The organism is Myxococcaceae bacterium JPH2 (genome assembly GCA_016458225.1).
Taxonomy (GTDB): Bacteria; Myxococcota; Myxococcia; order Myxococcales; family Myxococcaceae; genus Citreicoccus.
On sequence record JAEMGR010000036.1, the window covers coordinates 96988 to 123176 of the forward strand.

Annotated in this window: 19 protein-coding genes; 8 read left to right on the plus strand and 11 right to left on the minus strand. The window is 71.7% G+C overall.

Translation table 11 applies throughout. The annotated features are described in order from the left end of the window. Positions 1–247: 247 nt before the first annotated feature. The 3 genes from JGU66_32500 to JGU66_32510 are packed head-to-tail and all read left to right on the plus strand — an operon-like array spanning position 248 to position 5044. Entirely contained in the window at positions 248–1591 is a 1344-nt protein-coding gene (locus JGU66_32500; GenBank protein ID MBJ6765499.1) for a hydroxymethylglutaryl-CoA reductase, degradative, read from the plus strand. Further along, on the plus strand, positions 1591–3840 hold the full coding sequence (locus JGU66_32505; GenBank protein MBJ6765500.1) for an MMPL family transporter: 2250 nt from the start codon (positions 1591–1593) through the stop codon (positions 3838–3840). The genes JGU66_32500 and JGU66_32505 overlap by 1 nt, the downstream gene beginning before the upstream one ends. A gap of 4 nt (positions 3841–3844) precedes the next feature. Beyond that, positions 3845–5044: a glycosyltransferase gene (locus JGU66_32510; GenBank protein MBJ6765501.1), complete on the plus strand. Its 1200-nt coding sequence runs from the start codon at positions 3845–3847 to the stop codon at positions 5042–5044. Here JGU66_32510 and JGU66_32515 read toward each other — a convergent pair. Then, positions 4984–6393, minus strand: a complete 1410-nt coding sequence (locus JGU66_32515; GenBank protein MBJ6765502.1) for an FAD-dependent monooxygenase — start codon at positions 6391–6393, stop codon at positions 4984–4986. The genes JGU66_32510 and JGU66_32515 overlap by 61 nt on opposite strands. A gap of 71 nt (positions 6394–6464) precedes the next feature. Here JGU66_32515 and JGU66_32520 point away from each other — a divergent pair, with 71 nt between their 5' ends. Together JGU66_32520 and JGU66_32525 are read left to right on the plus strand one after the other, a co-directional pair. Next, positions 6465–7514: a squalene/phytoene synthase family protein gene (locus JGU66_32520; protein ID MBJ6765503.1), complete on the plus strand. Its 1050-nt coding sequence runs from the start codon at positions 6465–6467 to the stop codon at positions 7512–7514. Beyond that, entirely contained in the window at positions 7469–9430 is a 1962-nt protein-coding gene (locus tag JGU66_32525) for a 2,3-oxidosqualene cyclase (protein ID MBJ6765504.1), read from the plus strand. The genes JGU66_32520 and JGU66_32525 overlap by 46 nt, the downstream gene beginning before the upstream one ends. Here JGU66_32525 and JGU66_32530 read toward each other — a convergent pair. Beyond that, a complete protein-coding gene (locus JGU66_32530) occupies positions 9409–12213 on the minus strand; it encodes a GAF domain-containing protein (GenBank protein MBJ6765505.1) in 2805 nt (934 codons plus the stop codon). The genes JGU66_32525 and JGU66_32530 overlap by 22 nt on opposite strands. Before the next feature lie 187 nt (positions 12214–12400). After that, complete coding sequence (locus JGU66_32535; GenBank protein ID MBJ6765506.1) at positions 12401–12850, minus strand: hypothetical protein; 450 nt, start codon at positions 12848–12850, stop codon at positions 12401–12403. Positions 12851–13089: 239 nt separating this feature from the next. Here JGU66_32535 and JGU66_32540 point away from each other — a divergent pair, with 239 nt between their 5' ends. After that, entirely contained in the window at positions 13090–13635 is a 546-nt protein-coding gene (locus JGU66_32540) for a hypothetical protein (GenBank protein ID MBJ6765507.1), read from the plus strand. Positions 13636–13641: 6 nt separating this feature from the next. Here the strand turns inward: JGU66_32540 and JGU66_32545 are convergent, their stop codons facing one another. The 8 genes from JGU66_32545 to JGU66_32580 form a co-directional block, all read right to left on the minus strand. Then, on the minus strand, positions 13642–14466 hold the full coding sequence (locus JGU66_32545; protein MBJ6765508.1) for an aminotransferase class IV: 825 nt from the start codon (positions 14464–14466) through the stop codon (positions 13642–13644). 8 nt (positions 14467–14474) lie between these two features. Next, positions 14475–15059, minus strand: a complete 585-nt coding sequence (locus JGU66_32550; protein ID MBJ6765509.1) for an aminodeoxychorismate/anthranilate synthase component II — start codon at positions 15057–15059, stop codon at positions 14475–14477. Further along, positions 15056–16510, minus strand: coding sequence for an anthranilate synthase component I family protein (locus tag JGU66_32555; GenBank protein ID MBJ6765510.1), 1455 nt, complete (start codon positions 16508–16510; stop codon positions 15056–15058). Before JGU66_32555 ends, JGU66_32550 begins: the two co-directional genes overlap by 4 nt. 38 nt (positions 16511–16548) lie before the next feature. Continuing rightward, positions 16549–19920, minus strand: coding sequence for a DUF853 family protein (locus tag JGU66_32560; protein MBJ6765511.1), 3372 nt, complete (start codon positions 19918–19920; stop codon positions 16549–16551). A gap of 20 nt (positions 19921–19940) precedes the next feature. Continuing rightward, positions 19941–20966 (minus strand): hypothetical protein, encoded by a 1026-nt coding sequence (locus tag JGU66_32565; GenBank protein MBJ6765512.1) that lies wholly within the window; start codon positions 20964–20966, stop codon positions 19941–19943. Further along, positions 20953–22179: a DUF559 domain-containing protein gene (locus tag JGU66_32570; GenBank protein ID MBJ6765513.1), complete on the minus strand. Its 1227-nt coding sequence runs from the start codon at positions 22177–22179 to the stop codon at positions 20953–20955. The genes JGU66_32565 and JGU66_32570 overlap by 14 nt, the downstream gene beginning before the upstream one ends. 173 nt (positions 22180–22352) lie before the next feature. After that, on the minus strand, positions 22353–23288 hold the full coding sequence (locus tag JGU66_32575) for an SDR family oxidoreductase (protein MBJ6765514.1): 936 nt from the start codon (positions 23286–23288) through the stop codon (positions 22353–22355). Continuing rightward, complete coding sequence (locus tag JGU66_32580) at positions 23285–24208, minus strand: acyltransferase family protein (protein MBJ6765515.1); 924 nt, start codon at positions 24206–24208, stop codon at positions 23285–23287. The genes JGU66_32575 and JGU66_32580 overlap by 4 nt, the downstream gene beginning before the upstream one ends. Between JGU66_32580 and JGU66_32585 the strand changes: the two genes are divergently transcribed. Then, positions 24207–25145 carry an ABC transporter ATP-binding protein gene (locus JGU66_32585; protein ID MBJ6765516.1) on the plus strand — a complete coding sequence of 313 codons (939 nt, stop codon included), beginning with the start codon at positions 24207–24209 and terminating at the stop codon, positions 25143–25145. The genes JGU66_32580 and JGU66_32585 overlap by 2 nt on opposite strands. 29 nt (positions 25146–25174) lie before the next feature. Continuing rightward, on the plus strand, positions 25175–26167 hold the full coding sequence (locus JGU66_32590) for an ABC transporter permease (GenBank protein ID MBJ6765517.1): 993 nt from the start codon (positions 25175–25177) through the stop codon (positions 26165–26167). Positions 26168–26189: the final 22 nt, after the last annotated feature.

Genomic DNA, 26189 nt, shown 5'->3' on the forward strand with positions numbered 1-26189 from the left:
AGGCCCCCGCCGCTCGGCGCGCAGAACCACAAGACGAGGCAGAGCCAGAGTCGAAGCAAGCGCGGGCCTTCTAGCATGAAGGCGGGCAAGCATGGAGGGCGGCAAAGGCCCACGTGTCCACATGCGCCGGCGCGTCGCGTTGACTCGCGAACCCTTGGCGCGACGAACCCCACCGCGGCCCCTGCCCAACCCCGCGCGCCGTCACCAGTTCCCAGGTGCGTCACGGACCCAGCGATGGGGGACATGTATGTCGGAAGTGTTGGACGATGGATTGCCGGAGTCCTCTCCGGACACTCCGTCCTCTCGTCTGCCGGGCTTCCATCGCCGCGGCGTGGACGAGCGATGGCGGGAGCTGGCGCGGCGGGGACATGTCTCACTGGAAGAGCTGCGCGTCTTGCGCGGGTGGGAGGCTTCTTCCTTCGATGTCGTGAACCAGATGATCGAAAACGCGGTGGGGGTGTTCTCCCTACCGCTGGGGTTGGGGCTGAACCTCACCGTCAACGGGCGCGACCATGTGGTGCCCATGGCGGTGGAGGAGCCCTCGGTGGTCGCGGCGGTGTCGTTCGCGGCCAAGGTGGTGCGCCAGGCGGGTGGCTTCACCGCCGAGGCGGATGACTCCACCATGATTGCCCAGGTGCAGCTCACCCGGTACGGCTCGGCCGAGGTGGCGCGCTCGCGGGTGCTGGCGGCGCGCGAGCCCTTGCTCGCCCTGGCCAACAGCTTCCATCCCTCGTTGCAGCGACGGGGCGGCGGCGCGCGCGACGTGCAGGTGCGCATCCTGCCCGCTCCCGAGGGGCCGCAGGGCGAGCCGCTCTTCATCGTGCACCTGCTGGTGGACACCCAGGAGGCCATGGGCGCCAACCTCATCAACACCATGGCCGAGGGCGTGGCGCCGCTCATCGAGCAGCTCACCGGCGGGCGCGTCTTCGTGCGCATCCTGTCGAACCTCGCGGATCAACGGCTGGCGCGCGCCTCGTGCCGGATTCCCTTGGAGGCGCTGGCGGACTTCGACCTGCCCGGCGAGGCCATCGCCGAGGGCATCCTCCAAGCGAGCCGCTTCGCCGAGGCAGACCCCTACCGCGCGGCCACGCACAACAAGGGCGTGATGAACGGCATCGACGCGGTGGCCATCGCCACGGGGCAGGACTGGCGGGCCATCGAGGCGGGCGCGCATGCGTATGCCTGCCGGATGGGGCGCTACGGGCCGCTGTCTCGCTGGACGCTGGAGCAAGGCCACCTGGTGGGGCGCATCGAGCTGCCGCTGGCGCTGGGCCTGGTGGGCGGTCCCATCCGCATCCACCCCGGCGCGCAGCTCGGGCTCAAGTTGCTGCGTGTGTCGTCGGTGCGCGAGCTGGCCATGGTGTTCGCGTCGGTGGGGCTGGCGCAGAACTTCGCGGCGGTGCGCGCGCTGGGCTCGGTGGGAATCCAGAAGGGCCACATGGCGCTGCACGCGCGCTGCGTCGCCGTCACGGCGGGCGCTCGAGGTCCGGACGTGGAGAAGGTGGCGCGGCTGCTCGTGGAGCGCGGCAGCGTGAAGGTGGACACCGCGCGCGAGATCCTCGCCTCGTTCCCGGAACTCGCCGCGCCATGATGGAGCCGGCGGGAGACGCGCCGTCTGCATTCACCTGGCTGGCCGACGCCGTTCATCGGCACGGCCGCTGGGTGCTCGTGGGCAGCGGCGTGCTCCTCGCCCTGGCGGTCTGGGTGCTGGCTCTGGGGGGGCATCTCACCACCGGCACCATCGACGGCGTCGAGTCCGCGCGGGCCGAGGCGCTCGCTCGGGGCGCCGCCGCGGGCTCGAATGATCAGACGCTGGCGGTCATCTTCCACCGCGACGACTGGCGCGCGGACGCAGCGCCGTTCCAGGGCGCGGTGTCCCAGGTGCTCGCGCGCGTGGAGAAGCTGCCGGAGGTGGAGTCGGTGGTGTCTCCCGTGGGTGCGCCCGAGGCCTATCGCGCGCGCTTCGTGGCAGGCACCGGTCACGACGTGCTCGCGCTGGTGCGATTGAAGGGCGGTGAGCGCGAGGCCACCGCCGCGTTCCCCACGGTGAGCGCCGCGCTCCAGGACCCACGCCTGAGGACCACTATCACCGGCAAGGTGGCTTTCCTCGATGCGCTCAATGCGCTGCTGGCCCACGACCTCCTGCGCGCCGAACTCATCTCCTTCCCGCTGGCGCTGGTGGTGCTGCTCTGGGTCTTCCGCTCCGTCGTGGCCGCCGCGCTGCCGCTGGTGGTGGGCGGACTGGCGGTGCTCTGCGGCGTGGCGGGCGTGCTGCTCCTGTCGCGCGTCACGAACATGGCGCAGTACACGCTCAACGTCGTGTCGCTCATCGGCCTGGGCGTGGCCATCGACTACTCGCTGTTCATCGTCAGCCGCTTCCGCGCGGAGCTGGGCGCGGGGCGCTCGACGGAGCAGGCCCTGGCGCGCACGCTGGACACGGCGGGCCGAGCGGTCGCGTTCTCCGGACTGGCCGTCACGGTGGGGCTGGGCGGGCTCTTGTTCTTCCGAGGCTCGTACCTGAGCGCCATGGGGCTGGGCGGCGCGCTGGTGGTGGCCTTCGCGGTGTTGTTCGCGCTCACCGCGCTGCCCGCGCTGCTGTCGTGGCTGGGGCCTCGGGTGGACCTGGGCCGACTGCCCTTCGTGAACCGCGTGGGGCGGGGCGGAGGCTGGCACGCGCTGGCCACCTGGGTGATGCGTCATCCGTGGTGGGTGCTCCTGCCCACGCTCGTGCTGCTGCTGGCCATGGGGCTGCCGTTCCGGCGCTTGCAGCTGGCGGCCACGGACATCACCGCGCTGCCCGAGGACACGCCCGCGCGCCAGGGCGCGGCGACGCTGGCCCGGCTGTTTCCTCGCGAGGCCGCGACCCGCGTGCTGGTGGTGGTGGAGTTCCCGTCGGGGAACCCCTTCACGCCCGCGCGGGCCAGCGCGCTGTACGACGCGAGCCGACGCATCGCCGCGTTGCCAGGGGTGTTGGGCGTGGAGAGCGCGGTGGACCTCGCGCCGGGGATGGATCGCTCACGGCTGGAGCAGATGGCCGCCGCGCCGCCGGAGGCCCTGCCGCCAGCGCTGCGCGCCGCGCGCAACGCCTACTTGAGTGGCCACGCGGCGGTGATGCAGGTGCTGACGTCCGCTGCGCCCACCAGCCCCGAGGCGCGGGCGTTGGTGCGCACGCTGCGCGAGGAGCGCACGGTGGGCGACGGGCACTTGCTGGTGGGAGGCCAGACGGCCATGGACGTGGACGCGACGGCCTTCGTGCGTCACCACACGCCCGCGGCCGTGGCCTTCGTGATGGGGATGACGTGCGTGGTCCTCTTCATCCTCCTGCGCTCGGTGGTGCTGCCCTTGAAGGCGCTCTTGATGAACCTGCTGTCGTTGTGCGGCTCGTTCGGCGCGCTGGTGTGGATATTCCAGGAGGGACACCTCCAGCACCTGCTGCGCTTCGAGCCCGGACCCATCGAGCCCTCGTTGCCCATCCTGTTGTTCTGCGCGCTGTTCGGCTTGTCGATGGACTACGAGGTGTTGCTGCTCAGCCGCATCCGCGAGGAGTGGCTGCGCACGGGCGACAACACCCACGCGGTGGCCGAGGGCCTGGAGCGCACGGGTGGGCTCATCACCAGCGCGGCGGCCATCATGGTCGCGGTGTTCGCGGCCTTCTCGCTGGCGACGGTGGTGGTGGTGAAGGCGATGGGCGTGGGCATGGCCATCGCGGTGGCGCTGGATGCCACGCTGGTGCGGGTGCTCATCGTCCCGTCGATGATGCGGCTGATGGGCGACTTCAACTGGTGGGGGCCCGGCCATTCAGGGCGGCCGGGGGCGCGGGACTCGGGGACCAGGGGGTGAGGTGGTGAGAGCGCGCGACATCGTGTGGGGGCTGGCGGGAGCGGCGGCGCTGGGCGTGCTGCTGCACGGGCATCGGGGATTGATGGCGGGCCTGCGCAGGCGCCCGGCCCTCTCCGCGAAGCCGTTCGAGCCGCCGTCGGTGACCATCATCCGCCCCATCCGAGGCCTGGATGTGGAGGCGCCCGAGAACGTGCGGGCGCTGCTCGACCTGGACTATCCCGGTGAGTGGGAGGTGCTCTTCGTCTTCGACAGCGAGGCCGACCCGGCGTTCGCGCCGACGCGCGAGGCGCTGCGCTCCCATCCCACGCGCGCGCGGCGCGTGGAAGTCATCGTCGCGGGCGAGCCACCCGAAGGACTGACGGGCAAGCTCAACGCGATGCAGGTGGGCATGGCTCGCGCACGAGGCACGCTCGTGGCGTTCAGCGACTCGGACACCCGTCCGGCTCCCAACGTGCTCACCGCGCTGGTGGGCGCGCTGCTGGAGGACGAGCGCACGGGCGCCACGTTCGCGCCCGTGTACGCGGCATCCGAGGAGCCGCTGGCGGGAGACGTGGGCTACGGGCTGTTGGTGAACGCGTGGTACGGCGCGTCCGTGGCGTGTGCCTCGGGACCGGACGGCGCGCTGCCCTTCATCATGGGCCAGATGATGGTGTTCCGCCGCGAGGCGCTGGATGCCATTGGCGGCGTGGGCAGCGCCGCGGGCCAGTTCGTGGACGACATGTACCTGGGGCGCCGCCTGCATGAGGCGGGTTGGAAGAACCGCGTCGTGCATGCGCCGCTGCGCATCGTCACGGGGCGACTGGGGCTGCGCGCGTTCCTGCGCATCTTCCGTCGGTGGATCCTCTTCTCGCAGAGCGGCCTGCCCTGGTCCTTCGCCCGGCCCAACTGGGCGCGGGGGGTCTCGGTGTGGCTCGCATGGGGGAGCCTGGCCGTGGCGATGTCGCGGCGCGCCTGGAGCATGGCGGCGCTGGCGACGCTGCCCATCGGCTTCTCCGTGTGGAGCCAGGTGCGGTTGCAGCGCGCGTGTCATGGGCCGCCGGTGGCGCCTCGCCACCTGTGGGTGCCCGCGGTGCTGCCGCTCCTGGGCGCGGGCGTGGCGCTGTCCGCGCGGCTGTCGCGCGAGGTGGACTGGCGCGGACGCGGTTATCGGTTGGACGCGAACGCGCGGCTGGGCACCACGCGCCCCGCCTTGGCCAGCCAATAGACAGGACGTTGGACGCAGCGATGCCACCACGCTTCCATCTGCTCCACCGCGCTCTCCATGGCGGTCTTCAACGGCGGACCGGCCGAGCGCAACAGCGGCGCGGCCGAGCGCAGCGGCACGGTCCGCTGCCGGGGCGAGGCCAGGCTCGTGAGCGCATGGCCCACCACGCAGAGGTACTCGCGGGCCATGACATGCATGCGGGGCTCCTCGGCGGCGAGCAGCGACATGGAGGTTCGTGCGCCGCTGGGGCTGTGCTCCCAATAGCGCACGAGCCCGCGACGCAGGGCGCGCATGCCCTCATCCTGGCCGGCGAAGGCGTCATAGAGCGCGGACGCGAGCGCCACGCGGGTGCGCTGCGCGGGGCGTCGCGCGCGGGCGTACTCCTCCAGCGCGAGCGGGATGTCCGTCCGATGCCGCCGCAGGGCGTCCTGGAGCGCGCGGGCATCGCGGAAGCACGAGGCCATGCCGCTGGCGGTGAGGGGATGACAGCATGCGGCGGCGTCTCCGACGAGCACGGCGCTGCCCACCCTCACGGTGCCGGAGAGCCGAGCATCATTCGAGGCCAGCCGGGGCGCGGGGGGGGTCTCCAAGGCACGCAGGACCTCGGCGCGCAGCTCCAAGGGGAGGGCGCCGAGCAGCTCGGGCCGAGCCTGGAGGGTGCTCGCGTTGCTGCCCAGGGGCAGGTCCACCATCACGCGCGCCACGCCGGGCTGGATGGCGTAGGCCAGCGCGTGCATCGGGCCCCCTACGAAGATGTGCCCGTAGCCAGGGTGGGGCAGGCTGTCGCTGTCCACGGTGACGCCGAGCATGGTGGAGATGCGGTGCAGGCGCTCGGGGATGCCGAGCATGCGCCGCACGGGCGAGGCTCGGCCGTCCGCGGCCACCAGGAGCCGGGCGCGGACCGTGTGCTCGGTGCCGTCTTGGATGAAGCGCACGTGGACGCCCTTCGCGTCATTGCGCTCCACCGCCGTGACGCGCGCCTTGGGAATCAATGTGACGCCGGGGCGCGAGGCCACCGACTCCAGCAGCGGCACGGTGAGCGAGGCATGCTCGAGCGACACGCCCGTGACGCCGCGTCCGTAGGGCAGCAGGACGGTATGCCGCGGTGCGTGGAAGCGCACGGCGAAGCCTCGCACGGGCTGGGACGTCCAGCGATCCACCACCGCGTCGAAGTGCAACGCGCGCAGATCCGCCACGCCGGAGGGGTGCAGCAGCTCTCCCGCAAGTTGTTTGTGGCGGTCCACGCCCGCGTCCACCAACATGACGGACATCCCCAGCCCCGCCATTGCCGCAGCCGCCGCGCAGCCCGCGGGTCCGCCACCGGCAATCACCGCATCGACGTCCCGCATGAAGCCCCCACCTTTTTGTCCACACAACACTTAGTCACTGACGCGGAGCGCCGCACGGCGTGGAGGAAGCCATGACTGTTCCCGGAGAGTCGTTTTGCCGCACGCAACTGCCCCGGGTGTCCCGCACCTTCGCGCTCAACATCCCCTTGCTCCCCGAGCCGCTCGACCTGGCCGTGACGGTGGCCTACTTGCTGTGCCGCATCGCGGACACGCTGGAGGACGAGGCCCCTGGGGCGCTGCAGGGTGAGCTGCTCACGGCGTTGGCGGAGCTGGTGACCCTGCGGCCGGGCTGGGAAGGCCGTGCCCGCTCCTTCGTCCAGCGAGCGGGGCCCTCCTTGAGGGGCGAGACGCCGAGCGCGGAGGCGGAGCTGGTCGCCGGCACGCCCACGGTGCTGGAGGCCCTGGCCTCGCTTCCCACGTGGGTCCAACCGCATATCGCGCGGTGCGTGCGCACCATGACCGACGGCATGGTGCAGATGCAGCGCGAGCACGGCAGCGCGGGGCGCATCCGCGGGCTGCCAGACCTCGAGGCGACGTTCAGGTACTGCTACTACGTGGCGGGCGTGGTGGGGGAGATGTTGACGGAGCTCTTCATCGACTACTCGCCCCGCGTCGCGCCGCACGCGTCCACGCTCATCCCGCGCGCTCCCGCGTTCGGTCGCGCGCTGCAGCTCACCAACATCCTCAAGGACGTGCGCGAGGACCTGGACCGGGGCTACTGCTGGTTGCCGCGGGACCGGATGGCCGCGCACGGCCTGGAGCCCACCACGCTCACGCAGCCTGGCAACCGCGCGCGGGCGGTGGCGATGATGGAGGAGCTGGTGGCGGTGGCGCGGCGCGAGCTGGACGCCGCGATGGAGTACTCGCTGGCGCTGCCGGTGGAGGAGCCGGGCCTGCGGCTGTTCTGCCTCTATCCGCTCTTCTTCGCGGCGCTGACGCTCAACGCGCTGGATGGCAACCCCGCGGTGTTCGACCCGGCGCCGGTGAAGATCAGCCGGGACGCGGTGCGCGCGGTGATGCTGCTCACGCAGGAGCGCGTGGGCTCGGACGGCGCGCTGCGGGCGCTGTACGGGGACTGCTCGCGGACGTCGCATGGGGAGGGGGAGGAGGCAGTGCGGTGACGCGGCGGGCGCGCGACGTGCTCGCCCGGACCCAGGAGGCGGATGGCTCCTGGAAGGGCGACTACGGCGGCCCGCTGTTCCTGGGGCCGGTGTACGTGGCGGCGCTGTACCTGATGGGCCGCGCGCCGGAGCCGGACATCCGTGAGGGGATGCTCACGCATGGGCGGATCCACCAGAACGCGGATGGCGGCTGGGGCCTGGATGTGGAGTCGCCCAGCCTCGTCTTCACCACGGCGCTCAACTACGTGGCGGCGCGGCTGTTGGGTGTGCCCGCGGAGGACCCGGCGCTCGTGCGCGCGCGGGCGTGGCTGCATGCCCAAGGGGGGCCGCTGGGCAGCGGGTCGTGGGGAAAGTTCATCCTCGCGCTGCTGGGGCTCTACGACTACGAGGGCCTGGCGCCCGTCCCGCCCGAGCTGTGGCTCCTGCCGCGCGTGCTCCCGTTCCATCCCTCGCGGCTGTGGTGCCACTGCCGCATGGTGTACCTGCCCATGGGGTGGCTCTACGGGCATCGGGCGCGGGCGCCGGAGACGCCGCTGCTCGCCGAGCTGCGCCGCGAGCTGTACCCCGAGCCCTACGAGACCGTGGATTGGAAGGCGGCGCGAGAGCGGGTGGCGCCTTCGGACGCGTACACGCCTCGCACCTTCTGGCTGCGCGCGGTGAACCGCGCGCTGGGCGTCTATGAGCGCGTGCACTCGAAGCGGCTGCGCGCGCGGGCGTTGGAGGAGTCGCTCGCGCAGATGCGCGGCGAGGACGAGGCCACGCACTACATCTGCATCGGGCCCATCAACAAGGTGCTCCACGCGGCGGTGTGGCACCTGGCGCGGCCCGGGGGACCGGAGGTCCAAGCCCACCTGGAGCGCCTGCCGGACTACCTCCAGCGCTCCGAGGATGGCGTGAAGGTCAACGGCTACAACTCCTCGCAGCTCTGGGACACCGCCTTCGCAGTGCAGGGGCTGGTGGCGTCAGGGCAAGCAGCGTCCGCGCGCGAGACGCTGGCGCGCGCGGCGGACTTCCTGGAGTCGCAGCAAGTCCTCGAGGACTCGCCTCAGGCGGCGCGCTTCCACCGCCACCCCAGTCGAGGCGGCTGGCCCTTCAGCACGCGCGCGCACGGCTGGCCCATCAGCGACTGCACGGCGGAGGGCGTGAAGGCGTGCCTCCTGCTGGAGCCGCTGGGGCTCAACCGCGTGTCGCGCGAGCGGCTGGGGCACGCGGTGGAGTTCATCCTCTCGCTGCAGAACCGGGACGGCGGCTGGGCCACGTATGAGCCACAGCGCGGGCCGCGTTGGTTGGAGCGCCTCAATCCCTCGGACGTGTTCGCCGGCATCATGGTGGACACCAGCTATGTCGAGTGCACCTCGGCCTGTGTGCAGGCGTTGGTGGCGTGGCGACGGGTGACGCCCGGCGCTCCGGTGGAGCGGGCCATCGCGCGAGGCGTGGACTTCTTGCGCCGGAGCCAGCGTGCGGATGGGAGCTGGGAGGGCTCGTGGGGCGTGTGCTTCAGCTACGGCACGTGGTTCGGAGTCACGGGGCTGGTGGCCGCGGGAGTTCCCCAGGAGGATCCCGCGCTGCGGCGCGCCTCGGCCTTCTTGCGTGCGCGTCAGCGGACCGACGGCGCATGGAGCGAGACCATCCAAAGCTGCCGTGAGCGGCGCTGGGTGGAGGGGGCCGCGGGCCACGCGGTGACGACGTCGTGGGCGCTGCTGTCGCTCGTGGCCACCGGGGACGGCGCCTCCGAGTCCGTGCGGCGCGGCGTGGCGTGGCTGCGAGGCTGGCAGGGCGCCGACGGTCGCTGGCCGCGCGAGCCGCTCGCGGGCGTGTTCAACCGCACGTGTGCCATCCACTACGACGCGTATCTGCGCATCTTCCCGTTGTGGGCGCTGGCGCTCGCGGACCCTCAGGGGGGCGCGGCTTCCTGAGTCGCGGACGCGGCGCTGTCCACCGCGCGCGCCGCATCGGGCCGACGCGGCAGGCAGACCGTGAAGCGCGACCCCTCGCCGGGGCGACTCGAGACGTGGATGGTGCCGCCGTGGGCCTGCACGATGCTCTGGGTGATGAAGAGCCCCAGTCCCAGGCCGCCATAGTGCCGAGGCGAGACGGCGCGCTCGAAGCGGCTGAAGATGCGGGTCGCGTCCGCCTCCGAGATGCCGATGCCCTGGTCCTCGACGGTGAGCAAGGCGAGGTCACCGGGGGCCGAATGCACGGTCACCTGCACGGGCTTGCCGCGCGCGTACTTGAAGGCGTTCGACAGGAGGTTGGCCAGGACCTGCTCCAATCTCAGCCGGTCATACAGGCCCGTCACGGGCGCGTCGGCGTGGAGCCGCAGCTCGCAGCCGGCGCGGTGGGCCTCCACCTGGAACTGCTCCACCACCTCGGCCGCGAGTTCGGAGAGGTCCAGCAGCTCCAGGTCGAAGTGGAGCTTGCCCGCGGTGATGCGGGACACGTCGAGCAGCCCGTCAATCAGCTTGTCGAGCCGGTGCATCTGCTTCACCGCCACGTCCACCCGGCGCGTCAGCTCCAGGTCCTGCCGCGCGCGGCCCATGCGCTGAATCGTCTGGAGCTGGAGGTGCAGCGTGGTGACGGGCGTGCGCAGCTCGTGCGAGGCGATGGAGAGGAACTCATCGCGCGAGTCGATGGCGACGCGGGCGCGTTGATACAGCCGCGCGTTGTCGATGGCCATCGACGTGCGGTGGGCGAGCTGCTCCGCGAGCTGGAGGTCCGCGGGCCCATAGGTACGCCCCGCGCCCGAGGCGAAGGTGATGGCGCCGAGAATGCGGCCCCGTGCGCGCAGCGGCACGGCGATGGCGGTGCGGGTGCCCAGCTCACGGAGGAGGTCAGCGTGGTGGGCATCCGCCGCGACGGCCGTCAGCCGCTCATCGGTGATGGCGGGGAAGAGTTCCGAGACGCCCGTGCGGAGCACGCGGGCCGCGGGAGGATGGGAGTCTCGCCGCGCGGGATAGCGGTCCTGGAGCTCCTGGAGCAGCGCCTGCTTCGATGGGTCCGCGTGCGCGAGCGCGATGCGCCTCGGCGTGCCGGACTCCTCCAACACATCCACCACGCACCAGTCCGCCATCTGCGGGATGCCCAGGTGCGCGACGCGCGACAGCGTCGTCTCATAGTCGAGCGACTCCGCCAGCGTCTTGCTCGCCTCATCGAGGAGTCGCTGCGACTGCTCGGCGCGGCGCAGCTCCTCGTACAGCCTTCCGTTGTCCACGGCGTAGGCGGAGCGCCGCGCCAGCTCCTCGGCCAGCAGCAGCTCCGCGCGCGAGTACGGATACGCGGGCGCGTTCCGCAGCAAGGTGAGCGTCCCCAGCACGCGACCGCGGGCGAGCAAGGGCGCCATCATCACCGAGAACGGAGCGAGGGACTCCCGCTGGGCCGCGGGCACGGCGGCGCGCGGCCCGAGTCGGCGCAGGAGCCGGCCCAGGTGTCGGATGCGTCGGGCCTTGCCGGTCCGCAGCACCTGGAGCAGCGCGAGCGGTGGAGCGAGTTCCGGAGTGGGGCCGCTCAGGGAACGGCACAAGTCGAAGTCCACCGCGCCGCGCGCCTGCTCGCACGCGGCGAGCCGCAATCCGCCCTCGTGTTCCAGGTGGAGGATGCAGGCATCCGCGAGGAGTGGCACCACGCGATGCGCGACCGCCGCGAGCGCCGCGGAGACATCGAGCGAGGACACGAGCGCGGAACTCACCTCGGACAGCAGACGCTGGCGTTGCTCGGAGGCGCTCGCCTCCACGAGCAGGCCGCGCTGATGCTCGGCCCACTTCTGCTCGGTCAGGTCGCGGCTCACTTCGGCGAAGCCGCGCAGGCGGCCGTCAGGGGAGCGCAGTGAGGTGAGCACGACGTTCGCCCAGAAGCGCGAGCCGTCCTTGCGAACGCGCCAGCCCTCGATCTCCACGCGGCCCGCCTCGGATGCGCCCAGGAGCTGCAGCTGCGGCCAGCCGCGCTCCACGCTCTCCTTCGTCTGGAAGTCGGTGAAGTGCTTGGTCAGCGCCTCCGAGGCTCCGTAGCCGGTGATGCGCTCGGCGCCCGCGTTCCAGCTCACCACCCGCCCATCCGGATCCAACATCACGAGCGCGTAGTCCTTCACGCCATCGACGAGCAGGCGGAAGCGCTCCTCGCTCTGTCGCAGGGAGTCCTCGGCTCGGTGCCGCTCGGTGGACTCCAGCGCCATGGACACCACGTGGCCGATGGAGCGGGCCAGGGCCTGCTCCTCCAAGGTCCAGAGGCGGTGCGTTCCTCGGTGCTCGTGACAGACGACGCCGCCCAGGCGGCCCTGGACCCAGACCGGGACGTCCATCATCGACGAGATGCCGAGCGGCTGGAGGTAGCTGTCGGTGAACTCCCGCGTGCGCGGATCCGCCTGGGCGTCCGAGGTCGCGATGAACGGGGTCCGCGCGAGCGCCTCGAAGTAGTGGGGGTATTCGCTCGCCAGCAAGCGGATGCCGGGCTCGGATGCGCCCTGTCCGCGCGCGTACAGGAGGCGGCAGAGGAGCGCGCGGGAGTCCTGCTCGAAGGTCCAGTAGCTCACCCGGTCGACGCTCAGCAGCTCCGCGTCGCTCTGGAGAATCTGGCGGAGGCTGGCCTCGAAGTCCGAGGTCCGCGCGGCGGCCAGCTCGAGCAGGACGGACTGCTCCAAGAGGACGGCCTGGCGGTGGAGCATTCGCTCCCGCTCGTCCGGGAGGGCCTGGCTTTCCTCGTCCATTCCGCCTCCGCGCGGGCCCTCACCGGAGACTGCCGAGGGCTCCTTCCCACAATGTAGGGGCTGTGCGCGGCGGCGTGCCCCGGGGCAGGCGGGGCCTCGGGCAGGGGAAACGGCGCGGGGCCCGCTCGCTCGCGCGTCTGGGCGCGAAGTCCGAGCGAGCCCCGTGGCTCACGACTTCGTCAATGTCTCAGTGGTGGCCGTGGTGATTGCGCTCCCACCGCTCCCGCTCCAGCTGGGCCAGGCGCTCTCGCTCCCGACGGTCCCGCTCGGCCCTCTCGCGGCGCTCCTGCTCGCGGCGCTCGTATTCGCGACGCTCGCGCTCCCGGCGCTCGTACTCGCGGCGGGCGAGGCGCTCGCGCTCCTGCTCGGCCCGCTCTCGCTCCATCCGCTCGCGGCGCTCGCGGTCGGCCCGCTCTCGCTCCATCCGCTCGCGGCGGTCGCGATCGGCGCGCTCCCGGGCGAGGCGCTCGCGCTCGGCCCGCTCGTGGTCCCCCCGGGCGATGCGCTCGCGCTCCAGGCGGGCGTTCGTGTCGCGGGTGCCGATGGCGGAGGCATCATGAACGCCCGGCTGCGCGAAGACCGGAGTGCTGGCTGCGAGGGCGAAGACCACCGAGACCCGCTTCATCCATCCGTTCATGACTGCCTCCTGCTGAACCGCGTCGTGTTGCGTCTTGGGCATTCTGACGCGGCAGGGCGGAGGAGATTCAACTCCCTCGGGTGGGGGGGCCGATTCCGGGTTTCCGGGGGACTGGCCCGGGTGCCTGCCTGGGCCGCCTGCGACGGCGCGGGCGCCGCTCGACGGGACGCCCGACGGTTGTCCCCGAGGCGGCCGGCTCTCCACCTTGATGGGAAGAAAACACTTCAGGAGCCGCACTCATGAAGCCTTCCCTGCTCCCCGCGCTCGCAGTCCTCGCCTTGTCCGCCTGTGCTCACCAAACCCCCTCGGAGCGGGCAAGAGGCCATGCGAACGCCGAGGCGGAAGCCAAGGCCGGCCAGGGCACTCCTCCCCCGGACACCGCGTCCGCGCAGGGCGTGGCGAACGGAGAGGGCTCCAGCGAGGAGACGTCCTGGGACCCCGTGGAGGAGCCGCGCACGCAGTCCATGCTGCGCGCCCACGGCCTCAACTTCTACGAGGGCTACGGCGAGTACTACGACACGGGCGGAGCCACGCAGCGTGAGGGCAACGCGCGCCTGAGTTCGCGCGGCGCGGTGATTCAAGAGGGCTGCATGGAGGTCGGTACCGGCGGCGCCGGAGCCGTGCAGGGCGCCGCGAGCGGGCTGCCCTCGCCTCGCAACTATGGCGCCCGCTTCGACCCGTCGCCCCAGGTGTGGAAGGCGAACAAGGGCATCGGGACCAGCCCCGCGGTGCCGAGCACCGGCACGCCGCCCGAGGAGGGCAGCGGTGGTGCTTCCGGCCGCTAGTGTTCGTCAGGGTTCGCGACTCGCCTGGGCCGAGATGAGCGCCCGGGCGTGAGCGGCCAGCGAGGCGCTCTCTGGCAGCGCGCGGTCCATCAGTCGCGAGATGCCCACGGCCAGTGCCACGGCGTTGGTGAAGAAGGCCGCGCGCACCTCCGCGAGCCGCGCGAGTGGAACGGCATCCTCTCGCACGGGCAGCCCCGCCACGTGGCCCGCGTCGAGCAGCACGGCTCGGGCGACGCCGGGCAGGCACGGCGCGTCGAGCGGGGGCGTGATGAGCGCGCCATCCAGGTGGAAGAAGAGGTTCGCGGTGGGCAGCTCGCAGACCTGGGCTGCCTCATTGCACAGCAGCGGCAGTCGGGGCAGGTGCGCGTACTGCCGGAAGTACGCGAGGCCCTTGTGGTTCACGGACACATCCCCGCGCCGGTACGCGCCGGGCTCGACCGCATCCACCGCGCGCCCCTCACGCTGGAGTGCCGCGAAGTCCGCCGCGTGCGGGCGGAAGGTGAGCAGCGCGTGGCCATCGCTCACCGCCAGCTTGCCCACGCCATCGAATCGCGCGCTGAGCGCGGTGTCCGCGTCCAGGCAGCGCCGCACGACTTCGCGCACGGTGCTGGGTTCGAGTTGCTCGGCAGGTGGCGCGTGCACCGCGCGGGGATGGGCCGCGAGGCTCGTCTTCACGCGGTCCAGGTGGCGCGTGAGGAACAGCGGCGCACCGGCCTCGATGCGGAAGGTGGTGAAGAAGCCCGCGCCGAAGAAGTAGCCCTGAGAGAAGTCCTGGAGGCGCAGGTCCTCCCAGCGGTGGAGTTGGCCGTTGACGGCGACGGTGGAGACCATGGCGCGTGTCACTTCGGGCGGCGTCCGCGCCCCGGCTCCAGGAAGTTGGCCAGGAGCCGAGGGCCCTCGGGCGTGAGGAAGGACTCGGGATGGAACTGCACGCCCTCCACGCGAGGCAGCTCGCGGTGTCGCAATCCCATGATGAGGTCTCCCTGCCAGGCGGTGACCTCCAGGCAGTCGGGCAGCGAGGCTCGCTCCACCACCAGCGAGTGGTAGCGCGCGGCGCGGAAGGGGACGGGGAGTCCTTCGAAGACGCCCTGGCTCGCGTGCTCGACCGCGGCCGTCTTCCCGTGCACGGGCACGGGGGCGCGCACCACCTTCGCGCCGAACACCTGCCCCAGGCACTGGTGGCCCAGGCAGACGCCGAGCAACGGGATGCGTCCGGCGAAGGCTCGGATGAGCGCGAGCGACACCCCGGCCTCATTCGGTGTGCACGGCCCGGGCGAGAGGACGAGGTGACTGGGCCGCAGTGCCTCCACGTCCGCGACCGTGAGCGCGTCGTTGCGCTTCACCAGAACCTCCGCGCCCAGCGCGCCGAAGGCCTGCACGAGGTTGAAGGTGAACGAGTCGAAGTTGTCGACGAGGAGAATCACCGCGCCCCTCCACACGCCGCCAACGCGAGGAGCTGCGAGCGGGCCTTGTTGAGCGTCTCCTTGTATTCCTGGCGGGGCTCGGAGTCGTGGACGATGCCGCCGCCCACCTGCGTGTACGCGCGGCCATCCTTCACCAGCAGGGTGCGGATGACGATGTTCAGGTCCATGCCCCCCGCGAAGCTGAAGTAGCCCAGCGAGCCCGTGTAGAGGCCGCGAGGCGTGGGCTCCAGCTCGGTGATGATCTGCATGGTGCGAATCTTCGGGACGCCCGTGATGGTGCCGCCAGGGAACAGCGCGCCCACCACGTCGAGTGGCTCCACGCCCGGCGCGAGCTGTCCCTTCACCTCGGATTCGATGTGCAGGACGTGGGCGTACTCGATGATCTCCATCAGCCGCGTCACCGCCACCGTGCCGTGCGCGCACACGCGGCCCAGGTCATTGCGCTCCAGGTCCACGAGCATGGCGTGCTCGGCCTGTTCCTTCTCGCTCGTGCGCAGCTCGTGGACGAAGCGCGCCTCTTCCTCGGGGGTGCCTCGGCGACGTGTGCCGGCGATGGGGCGCGTGGTGGCCCAGCCGTCCTCCACTCGCACCAGGCGCTCGGGGGACGCGCTCACCACGTGGTAGCCGTCGAACTCGAAGTAGCTGGCGAAGTGCACGGGACTGGTGGCGGAGAGGCAGTCGTAGAGCGCGAGCGGCTCGCCCGGGAAGTCCACCTCCAGCCGCTGCGAGAGGTTCACCTGATACGTGTCCCCCGCGAGGATGTACTCGCGCACGCGCTCCACCGCGCGCAGGTAGTCCGCTTGCGTGAAGTTGGAGCGCCACGCCACCGGCGGTGTGTTCGCGAGCGGCGGTGGTGGCGCGGAGGTGGGCTCGGCCTGTCGTGCGAGGTGCTCCAGCTCATCCAGCCGTCGCATGCAGTCGTCGTGGTCGTTGCCCGTGGCCACGGCGAGCACGGCGCCCTCGACATGGTCCACCACGAGGAACGTGTCCACGAAGTGCAGGGCGATGTCGGGGAGCCCCAGGTCGTCGCCCGGGTGTCGGGGCAGGCGCTCGAAGTAGTGGTTCGCCTCGTAGGAGAAGACGCCCACCGCGCCGCCGCAGAAGAGGGGCATGCCCGGCAGGCGCGGGGCGCTCCAGCGCCGCAGCAGCGCGCCCAGGACGTCCAACGGCGAGCCGGGTTGCTCGACGCCGTCGATGTGGCACCGCGCGCCCTTCGCGGTGAAGCGGAGGAAGGGCCGCGCGCCGAGGAACGAATAGCGCCCCTCCTCGCTGACGCGGGTGCTCTCCAGGAGGAAGCGCCCCTCGGTGGGCAGGGCTCGCAAGAGGTCCACGGGGCGCGCGACGACCGAGTCCAACCGGCGCACGAGGGGGACCTGCGAGTAGCCCTGACGCACGAGCGCTTCGAAGCGCTCGCGGTCCAGCGTGGGCACGGGGTGAGGCAGGGCATCCATGCGGGGGCGTGTCCTAGCAGGAACCCACGCCCGCCGCGCTACTTGCCCTGTCGCTCCTGGGTCCGGCGAGCAAGCCGGAGGATTTCATCCTCGGGGAGTTGCTCGGTGCGCATGACGCTGCGGTCCGCCTTGAGGCGTCGCACCTGTCCGTCGCGCAGCAGGTGGAACTGTCCCTGCTTCTGAGGCGGGAGCGTCTGGGCCGCGTCCACCTTGGCCTCGGAGAACATGGGCCGAAGCTTCCCGATGGCGCGCTCCTCGCGCACGCAGCCCACGAACCAGGTGCGCACGTTCTCGCGGCACTTGTAGTCGAAGTCGCCGGGGCTCTGCGTCGCCAGGAGCACGCCCACGCCCGCCGAGCGAGCACGCCGCAGCAGGTTCTCCATGGGCGGCTTCGTGGCGGGGACGCCCACGGCCGGCAGATACAGGTCCGCCTCGTCGAAGAGGAGCGTGGCCTGCAGTCGCGGCGAGGGGTGCTGGCTCGCCCAGCGGTTCGCTTCCTGGAGCAGTTGGGAGACCCAGAAGAGGACGTTGGGGGTGTCGCCCAGGTACTTGGTGCTGACGATGCTCAGTCGCGTGCGCCCCGTGCTGGCACCTGGGCCTCTGCCCAGCAGCTCCTCCAGGTCCAGCTTCTCGCCGGTGCTCGACAGGAGCGCGCGCTTGTTCATGCGCAGCGTGGCGAGGTCCTGGCTGAGCTTGGGGAACAGCTTGAGGTCCAGGCCCTTGGCCTCCTCGACGAGCGTCGAGTCCATGGACTCGACGAGGCCCTGGATCATCTCCAGCGTCAGCTCGCGCTGCGGCGCGCGCTGGGTCAGCAGGCGGATGGCCTGCGACAGGAGCGCGCGGGAGGCTCGGTCTTTGGGGCTGTTCTTGTACTCGAGCATGCTCGCGAGCGCGTCCGCGGCTTGTTGCAGGCCCTGCTCCTGTTCCTCGGGGGGGAGCTGCTCCAGGCCGCGCGGCACCAGGGGCATGGCCAGCGGACGTCCATCCGAGCGGCCCGGGGTGTAGAGCGCCACGTCCACGCGCTCACGCAGCAGTCTGCGCCGCTCCTCGAGGAAGGGGACGTCCAGCTTCTCCCGCCACGCCTCGTCCTTCGCGTAGGAGGCGAGGTCGCCCTTGCGGTCCAACAGCAGCGCGGGGATGCCTTGCAGCAGGAGCTGCTCCACCACGCTGAGCGCCAGCGTCGTCTTGCCGCTGCCCGTGCCGCCCAGGAAGGCGCAGTGCCGCGTCAGGTCCTCGACCTCCATCGTGAGGGGCTCGGACAGGAGTCCCTCCGTGGCGCCCAACTGCAGCGGGCCCGTGACGAGGTCCGGCAGCGGGAGCTTCCCGTAGGGTGGACTGACGACCGGCGTGGAGTCGGGGTGCTGCTTGCGCGGCCCGGAGGGAGGGGACGTCAGAATGTCCCCCATGACGCCGAGATCCTCCGGGAACGAGATGTCGTCCGCATCCTTCGGAGACCGGGGCGTGGGGTCCGGGCGCTTCGTGTTCGGGGTGAGGCCGGGTGGCTTGCCGAACGCGCCGCGCGGGCCGTCGAAGATCTGCACGTCCGCGCGCTTCGTGGTCGGGACCTGCGCCTTGCCGGCGCGTGCCGAAGCGTGGGCGCCGGCCTGCACCGCGAGCCTCTCCAGTCCGAGCATGTCGCTGATGGACTTCAACCCGGTGATGGGCCGCGACTGGCGGCTCCACTCCAGGTAGGCCGGTTCGGGATGCGCTTGCCGGAAGGCTTGCAGGGCCACCAGCTCGCGCATGTCGCTGTCGGCGATGACCGCGCGCCGTCCGCCCCGGCTCAGCAGGAGCGAGGTCTGCTCCGCCACTTGGTTGCCCAGCGTCGAGGGGAAGTCCGTGGTGCGCACCAGGATGGGGACCTTGCCCACGGCGGCGCGCAGGGCTTCGGCCATCTGCTTCGACAGGTGCCCGCCTCGTGAAGACTTGTTGCACAGCGCGACGAACAGCTCGCGGCCCACGGGCTTCTCGGAGACGTCGATCGACTCGCCATCCCGCGCGCGCACGGCGAAGCGCGGCGTGCCGCCCAGCTCATGACCGCCCATCTCGATGGCCCACGCGAGCAGCGCGGCGATGTCCGCGTTCTGATCCGGGACCTGCGCCCTGAAGTTGGCCTTGAAGTCCAACCACAGCTGCTCCAGCGGAGAGGGCGCGGTGGGGGGCGTGAGATGGGGGCTCGCGTCCACGCGAGCGGGGCGGGGCAGCGGGAAGGTCTCGGGCAGCCGGTCGTCCTGGATGGCGCGGTCCCGATAGCGGCGGCACTCGTTCAGCACGTCGCGGGCGCGCAGGCCGGCGAGCTTGTCGAAGCCCTGGGCGGGGAACGGGTACGTCGGATCCGTTGGCGCTGGCTGCACTTGCCGCTGCGCATACAGGGCGCTCAGCCGCCGCGCCGCGATGTCCCGCGCGGTGTCCGCGCTGACCAGAGGATCCAGCTCCACGGGCTCAGGGTCGTTCTCGATGCGGTCGATCATCGCCCGGTTGAGCTGGGCGCGCATCTTGGTCCAGAAGTCGGTGAGGCAGCAGACGACCACGACCGCGGTGGGCACGCGCCCGGCCAGCGCGGCCAGCGAGTTCATCGCTCGGCGGCACGAGGGCTCCATCCGAGGGCTCTGCTCGAAGTCGCTGATGTCCTCCATCTGGTCCACGCAGATGATGAGCGCCTGGCCCAGCACGCCCATCAACAGCCCCAGGTGCTCCATCATGCGGCCTGGGTCGTCGTCCGCCGTGCGGGGCACCAGCTCGCCCAGCACCTTGCGGTCCGCTGGGGACAGGTCCTCGCAGCGCAACCACTGCAGCACGCGGTGATGGAAGCGCGCGTCGCGGCGCTGCAAGTAGAGCAGGGCGCGCAGGAGGCTGACGTCCACCGCGCTGAAGTTCGGGTCGGCGTGCAGCTCATCCGCGACGGAGTGGACCACCCCGTGCAGCTCCTCCTCGTCGAGGATCTGCTCGGCGGGGATGAGGGGCGCGAAGGCGCTGGAGCAGCGCCTCATCACCGCGTCGGACAGTCGGGTGAGCCCCGAGTCCTCGCCCTGATTGCTGTCGTAGCTGTGGTCCAGGGACGCGATGAGGTTGGACAGCACGTGCCGGTCGTAGTTGGCCGCGTCCACCGTCATGGGCACGTAGCCGACATAGCCCTGCTGCTTGCCGTGCACGCTGTTGCGGAACGCCCGCACCAGGTGCGTCTTGCCGCTGCCGGACTCGCCCAGGACCAGCAGGATCTTGCCGGAGTCCGGTGGCGGGGCGCGGCGCGTGGCGCGCTGGACGAGTCGCTCGAAGGCGCGGCGGGCCTGCGCGTTCATCGACTCGACGTCGAACGGGTCGGGCTGCCAGAGGGCCTGGCCCTGCTGGACGCCGCTGAAGACCTCGCAGCCGTCGGAGAGGAAGGCAATCAGTCGAGCATCAGTGGCCATGGGGATTCGAGGACCTCGGGCTAGATGACGACGAAGTGGAAGCTGGCGCCGAGCGCGCTCACCTCGGACTCGGCCACGTCCGTGGGGTCCATCGCGGACACGAGGTCCGCGCGGCTCAGGGAGAGCTGTCGCGCGCGGTTGGCCTCCAGCAGGGCCTCATCGAAGGCCTCGCGGTTGGGCCACTCGGGCTGGAGGGCGCGCCAGACGTGGGAGATGAACACCTTGTTGTCTCCGTAGCGTCCGGTGGGCAGTGCTCGCGCGACCGTCAGCAGGTGCTCCGCGAACGAGGTCCCCATCGAAGCGGGCGCGACGGGGCCGGGCTCGGGGACCGCGGGCTCGGCCTCCTCGTCAGGCGGCGCATCGGGGCGGGGCGCGGACTCGGTTGCGTCGGCCATCAGCCAGCCGCGCAGGAGCGCGAGGCGGAGCGCTTCGGCATCTGCTCGTGCCGCGCCGGCTGCTCGTGCCGCGAGCTGCTCCAGCGCGCGGCGGGGTTGGGCGACCTCCAGCTCCAGGAGCGAACTCAGGAGGTGGGCCTGCACCGCGGCCAGGGTGAAGGGCTTGTCGGTCTCCACGCCCAGGCTGCGCCACAGCAGTCGGTCACGCACCTGCGCGAGCGTGGGCGCGTCCGGCCCCTCCACGGCGTGCTCGCGCTTGAGGAGCGCGGCGCGCATCCCATCCGCGTTCGCCAGCCGCGTCAGCACGGCCTTGGACGCGGGCAGCGCCAGGCTCCGCGCCATCAGGTGCTGCTGCTTGAGCCGCTTCCACGTGAGGCCCCGGGGCGAGTCCACGCCGAGGAACTGGAGGGCCTTCTTGCGACCCTCCGGCGTCAAGGTGAGGCCCTGTCGCGAGCGCGGCTGCACGAGCGCGTCGGCGAGCAGCGTGTCCACGAGGGGCTCGAAGCGCCTCGCCCACTCCGCGCGACTCCAGCGGTGCTCGACGAAGGGGCGCAGCGCGTCCGCCAGCTCCTTGCGCGTGCCGGGCCGGCTGCTGCGGGTGGCGAGCCAGGCGAGGGCGAGTCCCTCCAGGCGGGTGTCAGCGGCGTCCATGAGCGACCTCCTGCCCGACGGCGTCACGCTGGCGGGCGGCGATGAGGGATTCCAAGGTGTCGAGGATGTCCTCGGCGCGAGACACCACGTCCTCGGCGAGCACGCGGACCACCCAATAGCCCGCGCGTTGCAGCGCGAGGTCCTTGCGGCGATCCCGACGGAAGCGCTCCGCGTCGAGGAAGTGGAAGTAGCCGTCGATCTCCACCGCCAGCCGCCACTCGCGGCACAGCAGGTCCACCTCCCATGCGCGGTCCTCGTCCGCGAGCTGGAGGCGCTGGTTGAGCTGGAACAGCCCCGAGGTGGCGGGACGCGCACGGAGGCACTCGGCGAGGAAGCGCTCCGCCTTGCTGCGCGCGAACTCCTCGGGCGTCCCGGGGGCTCCGGTGAGGACGGCCCGCGCTGCCTCCGCGTGGAGCACTCGCTTCGCGTCGGGCGCCTGCTCGCGCGCGAGCTGACTCTGGAGCGCCATGGCGGCATCCGCCGCGGCGGTGACCGGTGCGGCCACGGGCTCTCCCAGGTCCAGCCGTCCTTCGCGCACGAGGGCGAGCACGCGGGACTCCGGCCCTCGCAGGAAGGCGTCGAGCGCGTCCGGTTCCACCGCGCACGCGAGGGGCATCATCGGCGCGGCGATGCTCAGGGCGGCGGCGGATTGCAGGCCCCAGTGAGAGGGTGCCTCTCCGGCGCGGCAGCGGAGCGCGGGCAGGTCTCTGGCGGGCACCAGGGCAATCAGGGCCTCCAGCGCGACGTGGGGCTCTCGTCGGAGTGCCTCGCGCACGGGGGGCGGCAGCGTGCCGGGGTCGAGCGTGGGGCGCTGCTCGATGAGTTGGCGACACAGCGCCCACGTGAAGCCGGGCAAGGAGGGAGGCGGGAGCGCGTCCAAGAGGACGCGGCGCTCATGCGGCGTCTTGCCCGCGAAGGAGGGCGCGTGGCGTGGGTTCGCGGCCGTGAGGGCGAAGGTTGCGAGGGCCTCGGCGTCCGCGCCCAGGTCTCGCTCCGCCGCGAGCGCTCGGGCCCAATCGATTGCGGCCGAGCGGGGATCCTCCGCGTCGGTGACGACGACGCGCCGACCTTGTCGCTCCGCCCAGCGAGACCACAGCGCCGCGCCGGACCCGAGCGGGCCCGCGAGGACGCTCAGCGTAGCGACTCCCTCCGCGCGCCGGCGAGCCTGGCGATCCAGGGCATCGAGCAGCGCGGCTTCCACCGGCGGCGACAAGCGAACTCCCCCCACGGGTCGGGCGGCGGAAACCCGCCGAGCGATGTCGAGCCTGCTCCCGGGAATCCATGGGAATCAAGCGTGGGGGAGACCCAGTGGCTCGGGTCGTTTCCAGAAGTGGACCCCTGGCAGGGGGTCGTCACGAACCGGGGGCGGGTGTCCGCCGTGCCAGGTCAGCGCCCGGTGCGGTCCACCGGCAGGGCGTCCGCGTAGGCGCGGAGGATGCGGCCCTCGTCATACGAGTGCTGGAAGCCCGTGGCGTCCAGGAAGCGGCGGTTGTCGAGGACGATGGGGTGGCGCAGGTGGTCCACCGCGCCCACGCTCAGGCGAGGCAGCCCCGCGCGGCCCAGAATCAGCGACAGTACGGGCGCGGGCAGCGGCACTGGCGTGCGGCCCGTGCCCTTGATGATGACGGACAGCGGGATGGGCGGCGGCCCCGCGACGTTGAAGATGCCGCGCAGCTGCTTCTCCAGCGCGAGGTGCAGCGCCGTCACCACATCCTCTTCCTGGAGGACGTGGAACAGCGGGTCATACCCCAGCACCATGGGCACGCGACGGCCGCGCAGGAACGTGGCCAGCGTGCCCGTGCCCGGCGTGCCCAGCGTGTAGACGAGCCGCAGCACCGCGGTGGTCATCTGCGGCAGGCGCCACAGCGCCGTCGCCGCGTACAGGTCCGCGGCCACCAGGTCCGCCAGCTCGGGGATGGACTCCAGCGCGCGAGGGGGCTCGTCCTCGGAGTGGTACAGCGGCGAGTCCGCCGCCGCGCCGTAGAAGGTGTGGCGGCCCACGAAGACGACCTGCTTCACGCCGTGGGTGGCGCAGTGGTCGAACACCGCCTTGGTGCCGTCCAGGTTGATGCGCCCGCGCTCACCGCCGCGCACGGTGAAGGCCGTCACGGTGGCCATGTGCACCACGGCCTCGGGGCGACGGCGGCGGAAGACGTCCTCGGCGGCGCGCTTGCGCACGTCCACCCGGTGCACCTCGATGCCCTCGGGCGCGTCGTGCCACGGGCGCACGTCGATGCCGACCACTTCATGTCCGGCCGAGTGCAGGCGCAGCGCCAGCTTGCGAGCGATGCCGCCCGCGATGCCCAGGATGAGCACCCTCATGGCAACAGCTCCTGCTCGCGGCGGTGCTGACGCTCCTGGCGGCCCGTCTCGATGAGCCGGGTGATGGCCTGTTTCACCTGCTGCACATAGCCCTCGATGACATGGTCTTCCTCGTCGCCGGTGCCCTGGAAATGGAGCGGCTCGCCATAGTGGATTTCCAGCCGGACGGGGAGGGGGACGGGCAGCAGGTAGGGCGTGAGCGGCACATACGGGACGCCCAGGAGCCGACCCAGCGCGTAGGCGTTGAAGATGGTGGGGATGGCGGAGCCGCCGCCCAGGAAGGCGAAGGGGACGATGGGCGAGCGCGTCTGCAGCGCCATCCGCATGAAGCCCGTGCCGAAGTCCACGAGCGAGTAGCGGTCGCGGAACAGCTTGGCCGTGCCGCGCGCGCCCTCGGGGAAGATCATCAGGAGCCGGTCATCCTCGAGCAGTCGCCGCGCGTGCTCGGGCAGGCCGGTGAACTGGCCGGTGCGGCTGGCCCAGAGCGAGGCCACGGGGAACTTGTGGATGAAGCGCTCGACCATGCCCTGGGAGAGCCGGGGCGGATCCATCTCCAGCAGGGTGGAGGTGAGCACCATGGCCCCGTCCACGGCGACGCCGCCGGAGTGGTTGCCCACCAGCATGGCCCGCCCGCGCGGGGGGATGTGTTGCGCGCCCACGCAGCGCACCCGGAAGTAGTGGCGGTAGAGGAAGCCGAAGGCCTCCAGCGCCAGCTTCAGGTGCTTCTTGGAGATGCCGTACGGGTCCACGCCGTACTCGTTGAACGGCAGCTCCAGCCGTTCCACGCGCGCTGCGAGAGAGTCGCTCAGGGACACCCGCGCACCGTACCACTGCCCGCGCGTTTGCACGCACAGGGCGGTGGGCGCCCGTCGCGCGCTGGGCCATACTCGGGGCCTCTCCCCACCTGGTTCTCTCCCCATGGACCTGCTGGCCATCGACGTGAAGGGTCTGTTCAAGCGCTTCGGCGACCTGGTCGCGCTGGACGGCATTGACCTGTCCATCCGCCGAGGCGAGTGCGTGGGGCTGCTCGGCCCCAACGGCGCGGGCAAGACGACGACGCTCGAAATCCTGGAGGGACTCCAGACGCCCACCGCCGGCGACGTGCGGGTGCTGGGGCGCTCGTGGGCGACGGACGCGGACGCGCTGCGGCAACGGGTGGGGCTGGCGCTCCAGGAGACGCGGCTGGTGGACCTGCTCACCGTGCGCGAGACGGTGGAGCTGTTCGCGTCCTTCTACGCGCGGCCGCTCCCGGCGGACGAGGCCATCGCGCGGGTCCACCTGGAAGAGAAGGCGCGCGCCCGAGTGGGCACGCTGTCGGGTGGGCAGCGCCAGCGGCTCGCGGTGGCGGTGGCGCTGGTGGGCGACCCGGAGCTGCTCTTCTTGGACGAGCCCACCACGGGGTTGGATCCGCAGTCGCGCCGGGCGCTGTGGGACGTGGTGGCGGGGCTCAAGGCGCGCGGCTGCACGGTGGTGCTGACGACCCACTACATGGAAGAGGCCGAGGCCCTCTGCGACCGGTTGATCATCATCGACCGAGGCCGCGTCATCGCGCGCGGGACGCCCCAGGAGATGATTGCGTCGCTGGGCGCGGGGCAGGTCATCGAGCTGGAGGCAGAGCCCGCCCCGTCCGACGCGCGGCTGAGCGAGGTGCCCTCGGTGGTGGCGGTGCAGCGGCAGGACGGGCGGCTGCTGTTGCGCGTGGGTGAGCTGCACCGAGCGCTGCCCGCGGTGCTGCGCGAGGTGGAGGGCGTGGGCGGCACGCTGCGGCACCTGTCCACGCGGCGCCCCACGCTGGATGACGTCTTCCTGGGACTCACCGGTCGCTCGCTGCGCGACGAGAAGGAGAAGGCGGCGTGAGGACGAACCCGCTCGTGCAGTTGCTGCTCATGCGCCTGCGCTTGCTGTGGCGCAACCCGGGCGTGCTCTTCTGGACGTTCGTCTTCCCCGTGGTGGTGTCCATGGTGCTGGGCACCGCCTTCGAGCGCGAAGTGCTGGGGCCGGTGAAGGTCGCCATCGTGGACGGCGAGGGCGCGCAGTCGTTGGCCGAGCGACTGGCCTCGGAGCCCGAGCTGGCCGTGCTTCGCCTCACCCCCGAGGAGGCGCATCGACAGCTCACCCAGGGCAAGGTGGCCATGGTGCTCGTGCCGGGGCCCGCGCTGGAGCTGCGCGTGGACCCCAGTCGCCCAGAGGGCCGGTCGGCGCGGCTGCTGGTGGAGTCCGCGCTGGCTCCCCCGTCCGCGGACCGCAAGCGGCTGCGCGCCACGCCCGTGTCCGAGCCAGGCAGTCGCTATGTGGACTTCCTCATCCCGGGGCTCTTGGGCCTGTCGTTGATGTCCACCAGCGTGTGGACCATGGCGCTGCCGCTGGTCATCATGCGCGGCAACAAGCTGCTCAAGCGCCTGGGCGCCACGCCCATGCGGCGGGGACATTTCTTCGCCGCCTTCGCGCTCGCTCGCGGCGTATTCGCGCTGCTGGAGATGGTCTTCTTCTGCGCCTTCGCGCGGCTCGCGTATGGCGTGCCCATGGTGGGCGGCTATCTGGCCTTCGCGGGTGTCGTGCTGCTGGGTGCCACGTGCTTCGGCGGGCTGGGGCTCCTTGCCGCCAGCCGCATCGACAGCGATGAGTCCGCCAACGGCGTCTTCAACGTCGTCACGCTCCCCATGGTGTTCCTCTCGGGTGTCTTCTTCCCGTTGGAGCGGCTGCCCGGCTGGGCTCGGCCGCTCATCGAGGCGCTTCCGCTCACGCCCCTCAACGAGGCCCTGCGCGGCATCATGCTGGAGGGCGCGGGGATGACCGCGCTGGCAGTGCCGTTGGCCGTGCTCCTCGCGTGGTCCGTGGTCTTCTACGCTGGCGCCCTGCGCTTCTTCCGGTGGGTATGAGTCCACCGCTGCGTCTCTCCCC

Coding starts and splice junctions, on each gene's coding strand:
- JGU66_32560 (MBJ6765511.1), bottom strand. CDS start 19,920: ATGGCCACTGATGCTCGACTGATTGCCTTCCTCTCCGACGGCTGCGAG.
- JGU66_32580 (MBJ6765515.1), bottom strand. CDS start 24,208: ATGGGGAGAGAACCAGGTGGGGAGAGGCCCCGAGTATGGCCCAGCGCG.
- JGU66_32575 (MBJ6765514.1), bottom strand. CDS start 23,288: ATGAGGGTGCTCATCCTGGGCATCGCGGGCGGCATCGCTCGCAAGCTG.
- JGU66_32585 (MBJ6765516.1), top strand. CDS start 24,207: ATGGACCTGCTGGCCATCGACGTGAAGGGTCTGTTCAAGCGCTTCGGC.
- JGU66_32505 (MBJ6765500.1), top strand. CDS start 1,591: ATGGAGCCGGCGGGAGACGCGCCGTCTGCATTCACCTGGCTGGCCGAC.
- JGU66_32520 (MBJ6765503.1), top strand. CDS start 6,465: ATGACTGTTCCCGGAGAGTCGTTTTGCCGCACGCAACTGCCCCGGGTG.
- JGU66_32555 (MBJ6765510.1), bottom strand. CDS start 16,510: ATGGATGCCCTGCCTCACCCCGTGCCCACGCTGGACCGCGAGCGCTTC.
- JGU66_32530 (MBJ6765505.1), bottom strand. CDS start 12,213: ATGGACGAGGAAAGCCAGGCCCTCCCGGACGAGCGGGAGCGAATGCTC.
- JGU66_32540 (MBJ6765507.1), top strand. CDS start 13,090: ATGAAGCCTTCCCTGCTCCCCGCGCTCGCAGTCCTCGCCTTGTCCGCC.
- JGU66_32535 (MBJ6765506.1), bottom strand. CDS start 12,850: ATGAACGGATGGATGAAGCGGGTCTCGGTGGTCTTCGCCCTCGCAGCC.
- JGU66_32500 (MBJ6765499.1), top strand. CDS start 248: ATGTCGGAAGTGTTGGACGATGGATTGCCGGAGTCCTCTCCGGACACT.
- JGU66_32590 (MBJ6765517.1), top strand. CDS start 25,175: ATGCGCCTGCGCTTGCTGTGGCGCAACCCGGGCGTGCTCTTCTGGACG.
- JGU66_32545 (MBJ6765508.1), bottom strand. CDS start 14,466: ATGGTCTCCACCGTCGCCGTCAACGGCCAACTCCACCGCTGGGAGGAC.
- JGU66_32515 (MBJ6765502.1), bottom strand. CDS start 6,393: ATGCGGGACGTCGATGCGGTGATTGCCGGTGGCGGACCCGCGGGCTGC.
- JGU66_32565 (MBJ6765512.1), bottom strand. CDS start 20,966: ATGGACGCCGCTGACACCCGCCTGGAGGGACTCGCCCTCGCCTGGCTC.